We start from the raw sequence: 15,471 nt of genomic DNA, 5'->3' as shown, positions 1-15,471 counted from the left end.
ATCGTCCGGGCGCTGCTGTCCCTCGGGCACGGCACCAGGCGGCTCACCTGGACCTGCCTGACGTACGGCACACAGCGGGTGGAGCCCGGCGACCGGGTCGCCGCCACCCACGCGAGCGTGCACGGGCTGATGGGCAGCGCGGCCAGGGAACACGCCCGGTGGACCGTACGCCTGCTCGACCTGCCCGGCGACGACCGCGCCGATGTCGCGGCCGCCCTGCGGCGTGCCTGGCACGCGCTGCCCGAACTGCGGCCCGGGACCACGCTGGCGTTGCGCGACGGCCGGTGGTTCTCGTCCGAACTCCTGCCCGTCCCCGCCCTGGAGCCGGCCGCGGCGCCGTACCGCGACCGCGGCTGTTATGTCGTCATCGGCGGCGCCGGCGGCATCGGCGAGCTGTGGAGCCGGTACATGGTCGAGCACCACCGGGCGGCGATCGTCTGGATCGGCCGGCGGCAGCAGGACGAGGACATCGAGCGCCGGCTCGCCGGCCTCGCCGCGCTGGCGCGGTCCGTCGGCGCGGAAGCCCCCCTGTACGTCCCGGCCGACGCCCGCGACGCCGACAGCCTCGCCGCCGCGCACCGCCGGATCAAGGAGAGCCGCCCGCGCATCGACGGCGTGGTGCACTCCGCCATCGTGCTGGCCGACAGGACGCTCGCCCACATGGACGAGGAGCGGTTCCGGGACGCCCTGGCCGCCAAGGTCGACGTGGGCGCCGCCATGGCCCGCGTCTTCGGCGCCGAACCCCTGGACCTCGTCCTCTTCTTCTCCTCGGTGGAGAGCCACGTCCGGGACGCGGGGCAGGCGAACTACGCGGCCGGGTGCACCTTCAAGGACGCGCTCGCCGCCGCCCTGCGCGACCAGTGGCCGGACACCGTCGTGAAGACCGTCAACTGGGGCTACTGGGGCGCCACCGGCGTCGTCAGCGGCGACTTCTACCGCAGCCGCATGGCGGCCGAGGGCATCGACTCCCTCGACCCCGAGGAGGCCCTGCGCCACCTGGCGCACTTCCTCGGCGGCGAGCACGACCAGGTGACGCTCATGCGGACCTTCGGAGAGCGGGCGCTGGACGGCCTGACCCTCGACGAGCGGCGGACGGCCGGCTCCGCCCCGCTGCCCCCCGTGCTCGACCAGGTCGTGGCGGACCACCGCCCACCGGCCGGCGAGGTCGCCCGGCTGAGCCGCTTCCTGCCCCACCCCCGCCTGTGCGAACTCGCGGAACGCCTGCTCCTCACCACGCTCCGCGACCTCGGCCTCGACGGCCTGGAGCGACGCGTGCTCGGCAAGTACCGTCCCTGGCTGGAGGAGAGCGACCGCGTGCTGACCCGCGCCGGGCTGCTCCGGATCCAGGACGGGCGCCGCGTCGCCCTCGCGTCCGGCCTCGACAGCGCCGAACTGTGGCGCCAGTGGCACGACGAGCGCGAGCAGTGGCACCATGGCGCCCACCAGCGAGCCCACGTCGACCTCGTCGAATCCTGTCTGCGCGCCCTGCCCGACGTCCTCGTCGGAGCCCGGCCCGCCACCGAGATCCTCTTCCCCGGCTCGTCCATGTCCCGGGTGGAGGGCATCTACCGCGGCGACCCCATCGCCGACTACTTCAACGACCGGCTCGGCGACCTCCTCGCCGACGCCGTGCGCCGGTGGGGTACGGCCGACCCGGCACGACGGCTGCGCATCCTGGAGGTCGGCGCCGGGACCGGCGCCACGAGCGCCCGGGTCCTGGAGGCCCTCGCACCGCTGCGCGACCACGTCGAGGAGTACTGCTACACCGACCTGTCCAAGGCGTTCCTGTTCCGGGCCGAGGAGCAACTCCTCCCGCACCACCCCTACCTGACGACCCGCATCCTCGACGCCGAGCGCCCGCCCGGCGAACAGGGCCTGGAGCCGGGCTCCTTCGACATCGTCGTGGCCACCAACGTCCTGCACGCCACGGCCGACATCACCCGGACCCTGCGCAACGTCAAGGCGGCCCTGCGGCCCGGCGGGCTGCTGTTCCTGAACGAGATGAGCCGCAACACCCTCCTGGCCCATCTCACCTTCGGGCTCGTCGACGGCTGGTGGCGGACCCGGGACGCCGAGCTGCGCATCCCCGGCAGCCCGGTGCTCAGCCCCGACCGCTGGCTCGACGTGCTGGCCCGGGAGGGCTTCCGCACGGCCGCTCAGCCGGAGCGGGAGGCGCACGCCCTGGGCCAGCAGCTCACCATCGCCGAGAGCGACGGGCTGTTCCGGGTACCGCGCACGGAGGCCGACACCGGCCGCCCCGGCGCGGAGCAAACGCCGCCGGTGTCCGCCGGCACCGCTGCGGACGGCACGCTGCGGGCGCGGACCACCGAGTACTTCGCACGGCTGCTGCGCGAGGCCCTGCGACTGCCGGACGGGGACCTCGACCCGCACAAGGACCTGCACCACTACGGCCTGGACTCCATCCTGGTGTCCGGCCTGAACAACGCCCTCGCCCGGGACTTCGAGGACGTGGGCAGCACCCTCTTCTTCGAACTGCGCACCCTGGACGAGCTGGTCGACCACTTCCTCACGACACGGGAGGGCGAGCTGCGCGCGCTCTTCGGCGGAGCACAGGCCGAACAGCCGGTCCCCGCCGTGGAGTTGGAGTCCCGCGTCGACCGCACCACCCGGCGGGTCACCGAACTCGTCGCGGCCACCCTGCGGCTCGCCCCGGGCGAACTGTCGCCCGACGCCAACCTCTTCGACCTCGGCCTCGACTCCATCCTCGTCGTCCAGCTCAACAACGCCCTGAGCCAGGACTTCGAGGGGCTCAGCAGCACGCTCTTCTTCGACTGCCCCACCATCGGGGACGTCGTGGCGCGCCTCGGCGCGGAACACCCCGAAGTCGCGGGACCCGCAGAACCCGCCGAGTACGCGGCACACGCGGAGTACGCCGAACACCCCGAGCGCTCCGAACACGCCGGACCCGCCGCCCGGCCCTCCGGCGACATCGCCGTCATCGGCCTGGCCGGCCGCTATCCGCAGGCCGACAGTGCTTCCGAACTCTGGGAGAACATCCGCGGGGGCACGAACTGCACGGCCCCGTACCCGGCCGACCGCTGGTGGGTGAACTGGGACGCGGAAGGGCGCCGTCGCCCCTGGGGCGGCTTCCTGGACGACGTGGCCTCCTTCGACGCGGAGTACTTCGGCATCCCCGCGGACGAGGCGGCGGCCATGGACCCCCAGGAGCGGCTGTTCATCGAGACGGTCCACAGCTGCCTCCAGGACGCCGGCTACACGGCCGACGCCCTCAACCGGCACGGCAGGGTCGGTGTCTTCGCCGGCGTCATGAACTCGACGTACAACGGCCGCACCGCCTACTCGTCCATCGTGAACCGGACCTCCCACCTGTTCGACTTCCAGGGCGCCAGCATCGCCGTCGACACGGCCTGCTCCTCCTCGCTCACCGCCGTCCACCTGGCCGTGGAGAGCCTGCGCGCCGGCGACACCGACTGCGCCGTCGCGGGCGGGGTCAACCTGCTGCTCAACGCGGACCACTTCGACGTCCTCGCCGAGCACGGGCTGCTGTCCGACGGCGACCGGTGCCGGCCCTTCTCCGAGCACGCGGACGGCTTCCTCGCGGCCGAGGGCGTGGGCGCCGTACTCCTGCGACCGCTCCAGGACGCGCTGGACAACGGCGACCACGTGTACGCGGTCATCAAGGGCACCGCGGTCAACGCGGGCGGACGCACAAGCCGTTACAGCATGCCCAGCCCGCGGGCACAGCAGGACGTCGTGGCGCGCGCCCTGGAGAAGGCGGGCGTGGCCCCGGCCACCGTCAGCTACGTCGAGGCCCACGGCACGGCCACCGCTCTCGGCGACTCCATCGAGATCTCCGCGCTGTCCCGCGCGTTCGGAAGCGACCGGGCCGGCCAGTACTGCGCGGTCGGCTCGCTCAAGTCGAACCTGGGGCACTGCGAGAGCGCCTCCGGCCTCGCGGGCCTGACCAAGGTCCTCATGCAACTGCGGCACGGACAGCTCGCGCCCTCGATCAACGCCGAGGAACTCAACACGGGCATCGTCTTCCACCGGTCGCCGTTCCGCGTGCAGCGCGAACTCGCCCCCTGGACGCCGACCGACGCCGAGGGACGGCCCCTTCCACGCCGCGCCGGCATCTCCTGCTTCGGCGCGGGCGGCTCGAACGCACACCTGATCATCGAGGAACACAGTGGAGGCGGCGACGTGGCCCCGGCGCTGGAGCACACGCACGACGAGCCCTGCCTGGTGCCGCTGTCGGCGCGGACCCCGGAGGAACTGCGCGCCGTGACCGGGCGCCTGGCGGACTTCCTCGCCGACCCGGCCCGCGCCGCCCACCCGGTGGCGCTGCGCGATCTCGCCCACACCCTCCAGGTCGGCCGTGACGAACTGCCCGTCCGGCTGGCGTACGTGGTGCGGTCCACCGCGGAACTCGCCGCACGCCTCACCGAGTTCCGGGAGACGGGGAGGGCGGGCGCCGATGAGTACGCCGACCTCACCGCTGAGCCGCGCCCCGCGCCCAGCCCCTCCGACGGGCCGGCGGCCCTCGGCGCCGACCCGCACCGGACGGCCCGCAGCTGGCTCGCGGGCGCCGAGGTCTCCTGGGACACGCTGTACGCCGGCCGCCCGGCCCGGCGCGTCAGCCTGCCCACGCACCCCTTCCGGCGCACCCCGCACTGGTACACCCGGCCGAGCACGGCGACGGCCCCAGCCCCCGTGCCCGCCGAACGGGAGACAGCCGCCTCCGCGCCCGCGGAACAGGAGGGCGTGCGCCACTGGCTGCGCCGGACCGTCGCGGAGCACCTCGGCTGCGACCCGTCCCAGGTGCCCACCGACCGCGACTTCACCGCCGCCGGCCTGTCCTCCATGGCGCTCGTCCGGCTGGGCAGGCAGATCCAGGACCTCGACGCGGACTTCGACACCGCGCTCCTCTTCGAGTACGGCACCGTCGAGGCACTCGCTGCCCATCTGACCGGGCGGGGCGTCACCGCCCCCACCGCGCGGCAGATCGACGACGCCGACGTACGGCACCGCACCACACTCGACGCCGTGCTGCGGCACCCGCTCACCGAGGGCCAGCAGGGACTGTGGGCCCTGCACCGGGCGGCACCGGAGGCCGGTCTCTACAACGTGCCGCTGTGCTTCCGGGCGACCGGGCTCGACGTATCGGCGCTGCGCGGCGCCTTCGACACTGTGCGTTCCCGGCACGGCGTCCTGCGCGGCGCCGTCCGGGAGGAGCACGGCCGCCTGCTGCTCGTGGAGGCCCCGGCGCGCGGGCCGTGGCTGACGGAGCACGACCTCACCGCCCACGACGAGGCCGAGGTGCTGGAGCGCGTCCGCGCCTCCGCCAAGGCACCGTTCGACCTGGAGCAGGGCCCCCTGTGCCGGATCGACGTGTTCCACGGGCCGGGCGGTGACTCCTGGGTGCTGCTGAACGCCCACCACATCGTCCTCGACGGCGCCTCGGCCGTCGTCCTCGTGAAGGACCTGCTCACCGCCTACCAGGAACGCCTGGACGGCACGGCGGCCGACACCTTCCGGACCACCGCGGGCTACGAGGAGTTCGTCGCGCTGGAACAGGCCGGTCTGCGCTCCCCGGACGCCGGGGCCCGGCTCGCCCACTGGCGCGACCGGCTGACCCCGCCGCTGCCCGCGCTCGCGCTGCCCGCCGACCGGCCGCGCTCCGCGCACCCCGGCCCCGTGCGCGGGGCCACCGCGACCCGGCGCATGTCGCCGGAGCTGGGGGAGCGGATCACGCGGGCCGCCCGCGACCACCGGCTCTATCCGTCGGCGCTGTTCCTCGCGGCCTACAAGGTGCTGCTGAGCCGGTACACGCAGCAGAACGACGTGATCGTGGGCGTGGCGGTGAACACCCGGCCCGCACAGGGATTCGCCGCGACCGTCGGCCACTTCGTGAACATGATGCCGGTGCGCACCACCGTCCGCCCGGCCGAACCCTTCGCCGGCCTCGCCGCCGACGTCCAGAAGTCCCTCGTCGAGGGCCTCGCCCACACCTACCCCTTCCCGGCCCTGGTACGCGAACTCGGCCTGTCCGGCGCCGGCACACCGGTCTTCACCTGCGCCTTCATGTACCAGGACTGGTACGAGGACGTGACCGCGCCCGCCCCCTCGTTCCGGTACGTCGAGGGCATCCACCAGGAGGGGGAGTACGAGCTCGTCCTGGAGGTCGTCGAACCCGGCGGAGAGGGGCCCGGCTTCGCCGTCAACTGCAAGTACGACGCCGCCCTGTTCGACCCGGAGACCGTCGAGCAACTGCTCCGCCAGTACGAGCAGTTTCTGCGCACCGCGTCGGAGGCACCCGGCCTGCCGGTGGACGAGTGCTCCCTGCTGTCGCCCGAGGAGCGGCACACCCTGACCGTGGAGTGGAACGCCACGCGGGTGGCACAGCCCGACCGCTGCGTGCACGAACTCTTCGCCGAGCAGGCCGCGCGCACCCCGGACGCCGTGGCGGTGGTGAGCGGCGCGGACACGCTCACCTACGCCGAACTGGACGCCCGCACGACCCGGTTCGCCGGCCGGCTGGCCGCGCTGGGTGTCGGCCCCGGCAGCCTCGTCGCCGTCCACATGGAGCGCTCCGCCGAACTGCTGGTCGCACTGCTGGGCACGCTGAGGGCGGGCGGCGCCTACATCCCGCTGGACCCGGGCTATCCCGGTGAGCGTCTGGCGTACATCCTCGCCGACTCCCGGCCGCGGGTCGTCGTCACCGACTCGGGACTGCGCGACCGCCTCCGGGAACTGACGACGGAAGCGTCCGCGCCGCACGTCGTCCTGATCGACGAGGAGGACGGCGACGACGTCCCGTGGGCCGGCCCGCGGCACGTCGGCGGAGCCGATCTGGCCTACGTCATCTACACCTCCGGCAGCACCGGCGACCCCAAGGGCGTGATGGTGCCGCACCGGGCCCTCACCAACTTCCTGTGCGCGATGGCCCGCAGGCCCGGTCTGACGGCCGACGACCGGATGCTCGCGGTGACGACGCACAGCTTCGACATCGCCGCGCTCGAACTGTTCCTGCCGCTCGTCACCGGCGCCCGCTGCCACCTGAGCGACGCCGCCACCGCGCGGGACCCCGAACGCCTCAAGGAGCTGATCGGCACCGTACGGCCGACGGTGATGCAGGCGACCCCGTCGACCTGGACGATGCTGTTCCACGCCGGGTGGGCCAACGAGGAACGCGTGCGCGTCCTGTGCGGGGGCGAGGCGCTGCCGGAGACCCTGCGGGAACGGCTCGTCGCACTCGGCTGCGAGGCCTGGAACCTGTTCGGACCGACCGAGACCACGGTGTGGTCCACCGCCGGGCGGATCGAGCCGCACCGGCGCGTCACCATCGGCCGGCCCATCGACAACACGCAGATCCACATCCTCGACGAGCAGGGGCGCCTGGTGCCCGCCGGCGTACCCGGCGAGCTGTGCGTCGCGGGCGACGGACTGGCCCTCGGCTACCTCAACAAGCCGGAACTCACGGCCGAGCGCTTCCCCGACAACCCCTTCGCGCCCGGCACCCGGCTGTACCGCACGGGCGACCTGGCGCGCCGGCTCAGCGACGGCTCCCTCGAATGCCTGGGCCGCATCGACTCCCAGGTCAAGATCCGCGGCTTCCGCGTCGAACTCGGCGAGATCGAACACGTCCTGGCCGGTCACCCGGCCGTACACGAGTGCGCGGTCGTGGCGCGGACGCAGTCCGTCAGCAAGCAGCTCGTGGCGTACTACACCCGAGCGGTCCAGGCCGAGGTGTCCGCCGGTGAACTCTCCGCGCACCTGCGGCGCCGGCTGCCCGACTACATGGTGCCGCCGTTCCTCCTGCCCGTCGACCGGCTGCCCCGGACGCCGAACGGCAAGGTGGACCGCAAGGCGCTGGAGGAACGCGACGTGACGCTGCCCGAGGGCGCCGGTCCCGCCGTACCGGCCTCCGTACCGGACGGGCCGTCCGGCGCGCGGCCCACCGCCGCGCCGCACGAGGCCGACGTGCTCGCGCTCTGGCGCGACGTCCTCGGCGTCGGCAACCTCCGTCCCACCGACGCGTTCCTGGACGCCGGCGGCAGCTCGGTGCTGGCCGCCGTGCTCGCCGACCGCGCGGGCAAGCGGTACGGGCTGCCCTTCGGCGCGGCCGAGGTCTTCAAGTGCGTCAGCGCGCGCGGCATGAGCGAGCACCTGACCGCCCTCGCCCCGGCCCCCGAGCAGCCCGGCCCAGCCGCGAGGCGCGCCCCGGCGGCCGTCACCCCCGTGGCCCCGCCGCCCGCCCGGCTCGCGGACAGCGTCGCCGTCATCGGCGTCTCCTGCCGGCTGCCGGGCGCCGACGATCATCACGCGTTCTGGCGCAACCTCGTCGCCGGCCAGGAGAGCGTGGAGTTCTTCTCCGAGCAGGAACTGCGCCGCCTCGGCGTGGACGAGGACCTGCTCGCCCACCCGGACTATGTGCCCGTGCGGTCCGCGATGCGCGGCAAGGGGTTCTTCGACCCGGAGTTCTTCCAGGTCACGCCCCGGGACGCCGAGCTGATGGACCCGCAGCTGAGGCTGTTGCTCCAGCATTCCTGGAAGGCGGTGGAGGACGCCGGCCACCTGCCTGGCGACATCGCCGACGCGGCCGTGTACATGTCCACGAGCAACGCCCTGTACCAGGCACCGCTCGCCGGCCCCGGCGCCCGGCGCGACTCCGAGGGCCTCGTCGCCTTCCTCCAGGCGCAGCCCGGCACCATCCCCACCACCATCTCGCACCGGCTCGGACTGCGTGGCCCCAGCCTGTACGTGCACAGCAACTGCTCCTCCTCCCTGGCCGGCCTGGCCCTCGCGGTGCAGTCCATCCAGTCCGGGCAGACCCGGCACGCCCTGGTCGGCGGCGCGAGCGTGTACGGCGAGCAGGCCGTCGGCTACCTCCACGAGGAGGGCATGACGCTGTCCGCCGACGGGCACTGCCGGCCCTTCTCGGCCGACGCCGACGGCATGGTCGGCGGCGAGGGCGTCGTCGTCCTGCTGCTCAAGGACGCGGCCTCGGCGGTGCGCGACGGCGATCACGTCTACGCGCTGCTGCGCGGAGTGGGGATGAACAACGACGGTGACCGGAAGGCCGGTTACTACGCCCCCAGCGTCAGCGGCCAGACCGAGCTGATCTCGGCGGTCCTCGACCGCACCGGGGTGCACCCGGAGACGATCGCCTATCTGGAGGCCCACGGCACCGGCACCCGCCTCGGCGACCCCATCGAGGTGATGGCGGTCTCCGAGGCCTACCGGCGGCACACCACCAGGACGGGGTTCTGCGGCATCGGTTCCGTCAAGTCCAACCTCGGTCACCTCGATGCCGCCGCGGGTCTGGCGGGCGTCCTCAAGACCGCACTGGTCCTGGCCAACCGACTGGTGCCCCCGACCGTCAACCACCGTGCGTCCAACCCGCGGATCGACTTCGCTTCGTCGCCGTTCCACGTCGTGGACCGGCTCACGGAACTCACGCCTGCGCACGGCCCGCTGCGGGCGGCCGTCAGCTCCTTCGGCATCGGCGGCACCAACGTCCACGCCATCCTGGAGGAAGCCCCGCCCACCTCGGGGGACGAGGGCGCCCCGGCCGGCGGGCCGAGGCTCGTACCGCTCTCCGCCGCGAAGCCGGAGAACCTCCGACGGTACGCCCGTGACCTCGCCCACCGGCTCGCCGAACCGGCGGGCACCGGGCTCGACCGACGGCTCGCCGACGTGGCGTACACCCTCCAGGTCGGCCGTACCGCCCTCGCGGAGCGTGTCGCGTTCCTCGTGCACGACCTGGGCGAACTCGTCGAGGCGCTGACGGACTTCGCCGCCGGCCGCGACCACGCCGCGTGCGTACGCGGCTCACTGAGCGCGTCCGCGGACCTGCTCGACCAGGACGACCTGCGCGAACTCACCGGCCGCTGGCTCGCCGAGGGCCGGCTGGACAAGCTGGCCCGGCTGTGGGCCGACGGCGGCACGGTGGACTGGCACGCGCTGCACACGGGGGAGCACCGGCCGCACCGGATCAGCCTGCCGACGTATCCCTTCAGCGAGGAGTACCACTGGCTGGGCGCGGACCCGGCAGAGGAGCGCGACACGGCCGACGACGCCGAGGTGCACTTCTTCACGGAACGCTGGGTACCGCAGGCCGCGGCCGGCACCCCCGCGGCAGGTGATCAGGTCGTCCTGTGCTTCCTGTCCGGACAGGCCGCGCAGCGGGAGTACGCACGGGAACTGCGCGAGCGCGCCCCGGGCGTACGGCCCGTGTTCGTCGGCCGCACGGGCTCCGGCGACGACGGCACCGACCGCGTGGCGGATCCCGCGGACGAGGACGATCTGCGGCGCGTCCTCAAGGAGGTCGACGGCGAGTACGGGCGCGTCGACGCCGTCCACTACCTCCTGCCGGCCGACCATCCGAACGAGGCGTCCCTGCTGGAGGAGCCCTGGCGCGTGGCCACGCTGGTGCGCGCCCTGGCCGGCGCCCGGCCGCAGGTCGCCCATGTCCTCGTCGCCGGGCACTACCGCGACGCGGTGGAACAGGCCGTCCTCGACTCCCTGATCGGCTACGAGCGGTCCCTCGCCGAGCTGCTGCCCGGCACCTCGCTGCGCGTCGTCCTGCACGACGGCGAGGCGTCCGCCGCCCGCTGGGCCGGCCTGCTGCTCACCGAGCAGCTCCAGGAACGGCCGGTCAGCGCCCTCTACCGGGCCGGTGCACGCCATGTGTGCACGGTGGAGCCGGTCGACGTCGCCACGGCGCCCGGGGCACGCCCCGGGCTGCGCACCGGCGGCACCTACCTCATCACCGGCGCGTTCGGCGGGCTCGGCCGACGCGTCGCCGAGCACCTGGCGCGCACGTACCGCGCGAACCTCGTCCTCGTCGGCCGCTCCGCGCCCCGGCCCGCCGACGAGGACTGGGTCCGGACGCTGGCCCGGCACGGCGGAGACGTCGTCCACCGCCGGCTCGACATGAGCGACCCGCACGCCGTGACCCGGCTGCAGGCCACGCTGCCCGCGCTCGACGGGGTCCTGCACGCCGCCGGCGCGGCGGACGCCGTGCCGCTGCCCGACAAGACCCGAGCGTCGTTCGACAAGGTCCTCGGGCCGAAGCTGCACGGCACCCTCGCGCTGGACCGCGCGCTGCGCGGCGCCGCGCAGCCGCCGTCCTTCGTGTGCCACTTCTCGTCGAGCGCCGCCGTCCTGGGCGACTTCGGAAGCTGCGACTACGCGGTGGCCAACCGCTTCCAGGCGGCCTACGCGCGCGCCCTGTCCGACGACGCGTCGCCGGTCACGACGATCGCCGTGCAGTGGCCCCTCTGGACGGAAGGCGGGATGGGCGCGGCGGCCCAGCGCGGCAGCGGCGCCGCCCACGCCGACACCTACCTGGCCGCCACCGGGCAGCGGCCCCTGGACACCGCGCGGGGTCTCGCCGTCCTCGAGCGGCTGCTGACGGCGGGACATCCGGCGCCCCTGGTGCTGCACGCCCCGGCGGCGCGGGCATCGTCGCTCGTCCGGCGCGCGCTCGAGCCGGCCGTCCCCTCCGATCCCTCGCGCGCGGCGGCGGAGCGTGCCGACATCCGGCCCGCCCCGGCCGCACCGCGAGCGGACCTCACCGAGACCGTCCGTGCCGTCGTCCGGGAGAGCCTGAAGCTTCCCGCCGACCGGCTCGACGACCGCACCGCCTTCGTCGACCTCGGGGTGGACTCGCTGCGCCTGACCCGGCTCGCGCACGAGCTGTCGGAGCGCCTCGGCGTGCGGCTGCTGCCGACCGTGCTGTACGACCACCCGACGGTCGAGCGCCTCACGGAGCATCTGGCCGCACACGTGCCCTCCGACGCACAGTCCGGCACCGCCTCCACGGGGGAGGCGGCCGCGGAGACCGTCGCCGTGGAACCGCCGGCGCCGGTGTCCGCCGGACGCGACGAGCCCGTCGCCGTCATCGGCATGAGCGGCATCTTCCCCGGCTGCCGTTCGGTCGCCGAGTTCTGGGACGCGCTCGCCGAGGGCCGGGACATGGTCAAGCGGCTGCCCGCCGTGCGCTTCGGCGACGCCCCGGCACCGGACGGCCCCGACGACCGCTACCCCTGGATGGGCAGCATCGACTGGGCGGACGAATTCGACGCCGGCTTCTTCGAGTTCGCGCCCAAGGAGGCCCGCACCCTCGATCCGCGCCAGCGCCATCTGCTCCAGGAGTGCTGGAAGGCGCTGGAGGACGCCGCCCTGGGCGCGGAGGAACTCGAGGGCCGCCGCGTGGGCGTGTTCGTCGGCGTGGAACAGGGCGACTACCAGCTGCTGGTGAAGGACGGCGGCAACGTCACCTCCAACCACGACGGCGTCCTCGCCGCCCGGCTCGCCTACTTCATGGACCTCAAGGGCCCGGTACTGGCCGTGAACACGTCCTGCTCCTCCGGCCTCGTGGCGCTGCACCAGGCCTGCGCGAGCCTGCGGCAGAAGGAGTGCGACATCGCCGTCGTCGCCGCGGCGAACCTCGTCCTCACCCCCGAGGCACTCGCGGCCATGGACAAGGCGGGCATGCTGTCCCCCGAGGGACGCTGCTTCACGTTCGACCAGCGCGCCGACGGCATGGTCCCCGGTGAGGCGGTCACGGCCCTCGTGCTGCGCCCGCTGGACGCGGCCGAGGCACACGGCGACCCGGTGCGCAGCGTGATCGTCGCGAGCGGCCTCAACTACGACGGCCGCACCAACGGCATCACCGCGCCCGCCGGGGAAGCCCAGCGCGAGCTGATCGAGTCCGTCCACGAGCGCGCCGGAATCGATCCGAGGGACCTGGGCCTCGTCGTCGCCCACGGAACGGGCACGAAACTCGGCGATCCGGTCGAGGCGAACGCGCTGCGCGCCGCCTTCCACGCCCGCGGTGCCGCGGGCGCGGGCCGGTTCTGCGCCCTGACCTCGACCAAGACGAACTTCGGCCACACCTTCGCCGCCTCCGGCCTGGTGGGTCTGATGTGCCTGTCGGAGTCGGTCCGCAGGGGCGTCATCCCGGCGAGCCTGCACTACCGCGACGGGAACGAGTACATCGACTGGAGCGACAGCCCGTTCTACGTCAACACCACGACCAAGCCGTGGGTGACGCGGGGCCGCCCGCGCATGGGCGCGGTCAGCGCGTTCGGCATGAGCGGCACCAACGCCCACGTCGTCGTACGCGAGCACACCGGCCCCGCCCCGGTGCCCGCCCCGCGCGCCGCCGGCCATCTGCTGCCCCTGTCCGCCAAGACCCAGGAGGCGCTGGGCGAGCTGGTGGACCGCCTGCTCGACCGGATCGACACCGGCGAGCTGCGGGACGCCGACCTGCCGCAGCTGAGCCGGACCCTGTTCAGCGGACGCCACCACTTCCGGCACCGCTGCGCGGTCGTCGTCGCGACCCTCGACGAGGCCGCGGCACTGTGGCGCTCCTGGCGCGCCGACGGGAGCACGCCCGACCCGGCCCGGTTCGCGGGCACGGTGGCCCGTGACTTCTCGGCCGGCACGGACGGCGAGTCCGTCGCGGCCTGGACCGCCCGGGCCAGGGACGGACAGCAGGACGCCGAGGAGCGCCGAACCGCCCTGACCGCACTGGCACGCCTCTACGTGGCCGGCCACGACGTGCCCTGCCCGGACGCACCGCCGGCCGCCGGACCCCGACCGGTCCGGCTGCGCCTGCCCGCGTACCCCTTCGCCCGGACCCGCTACTGGGTACGGCGGGAAACCGCCGCCCCCGCACCGCAGGCCGCTCCCGAGCCCGTCGTGCCGAAGGCTTCCTCCGCCCCCGCGGGTGTCCCGGCCGGCGGGCGCGTCGTGCTCACCGACGTGACGCGGCTGCCGCACCGGCTCGACGACGTCCCCGCACAGCCCCGGCGCACGGTGGCACTGACCGCGCCGTCCGCCACCGTCGCCCCCGCCACGGAACGGCCCACCGCGCCGCGACCGGTCACCCTGGAACACGACATCCTGGACGATCTGAAGTCGGCCGCGGACATCGACTTCGGCGGCATGGTGGCGACCCTGAACCGCACCGGGGTCATGGTGGAGCACCTGATCCCCTACTCCTCGGACTTCGCCGAGTACGCCGGACGATGCGGCGGCGAGGTGGTCGACCTCGGCTGCGCCTACGGCATCGCCAGCATCGCCGCGCTGGAGCGCGGAGCCCGCGTCGTCGCGCTGGACATGGAGCGCAAGCACCTGGACATCCTCGGCCAGCGTGTCACCGACGAGGCCCGGCAGCGGCTGACCCTGCGACAGGGGGTACTGCCCGACGTCGACTTCGCCGACGGCCGCTTCACGGCGGTGCACGCCGGGCGCGTCATGCACTTCCTCGCCCCGGACGACGTCCGGCTGACGCTGCGCAAGATGTTCCGCTGGCTGGCTCCCGGCGGGAAGGTGTTCCTGAGCACGGACTCGCCCTACTTCGGCTACTGGGCCTCCAAAGCGGCGGAGTACGAGGAGCGCAGGCGGGCCGGTGACCCCTGGCCCGGCTACATCCCGGACGTCGCCGCCCACTTCGACCCCGCGCACGTCGTCGGCGGACCGAGCCTGATCAACGCGCTCGACCCCGAGGTGTTCCGCAGGGAGTGCGAGGCCGCCGGGTTCGTCGTGGAGCGCGCCGGGTACTTCGGCGCGGTCGGCGTGGACCAGGGCGCCTACGGGGCTCCCGGCCCCGACATGGAGCACGTGGGGATCATCGCGCGCAAGCCGGACCACACCGCTCCCGACACGGCCGGAGCGGTCGTGCGCAGCGCCGACGGTCTCCCCGTCCACCACCGCGTACGACGCGGACGCCCCGGCGCCCCCGCCCTGGTGTTCGTCCACGGCCTGGGCTGCGACCAGTCGTACTGGGACCGTCAGGCCGAGCACTTCGCCCCGGACTTCACCGTGGTCACCCTCGATCTCGCCGGGCACGGCCGGTCCGGTCGTGACCGGCGGCGCTGGACCGTCGAGGCGTTCGCGGCCGACGTGGCCGCCGTCGTGGACCACGTCGGCGCCCAGGACGTGATCCTCGTCGGTCACTCGCTGGGCGGGCCCGTCATGCTGGCCGCGGAGCCGCTGCTGGACGGGCGGGTCCGGGGCATGATCGGCGTGGACACCCTGCACACCTTCGACCCCCGGCCGATCGGCGAGGACCGGATCGACCGGTTCGTCCGGTCGTTCGCCGAAGATCCGGTACGTGCCGAGGAACTGTTCCTCGACGCGCGCCGCGCGGACCTGATCGAGCTGGTGGAGCGGACCCGCGCGCACGTCGGCGCGGAGATCGTGTCGGCGGCGTTCCGGGAGATGCTGACGTACCTTCAGCGGCTGCCGCGGAACCTCGCCGTACCGCTGACCCTGGTCAACTCGACCTCGTGGATGCCGACGGACACGGAATCGGCCGCGCGCCGCGGCGTCGAGGTCGAACTCGTCGAGGGCGTCGGGCACTTCGCGATGCTGGAGGACCCCGACGCGCTCAACGCGTCGCTGACCAGGCACATCCGCCGCATCACCGACACCACCGGGCGCGCCGCGGCGGACGGGGGCGAGGAACGATGAACC

1 protein-coding gene (only partly in view) is annotated in these 15,471 nt (G+C 73.9%); it reads left to right on the top strand.

Annotation, left to right across the window (positions count from 1 at the left end):
• A protein-coding gene (locus tag ACZ470_RS13545) for an amino acid adenylation domain-containing protein (protein WP_468427027.1) crosses the window boundary here: on the top strand, positions 1–15,468 show its 3' portion. It extends 6,312 nt beyond the left edge of the window; 15,468 of the gene's 21,780 nt are visible here — the last part of the coding sequence; its start codon lies beyond the left edge, outside the window; it ends in the stop codon at positions 15,466–15,468.
• Positions 15,469–15,471: the final 3 nt, after the last annotated feature.

This window comes from Streptomyces sp. NPDC031111 (genome assembly GCF_055570675.1).
This window is presented reverse-complemented; position numbering and strand designations above follow the sequence as displayed.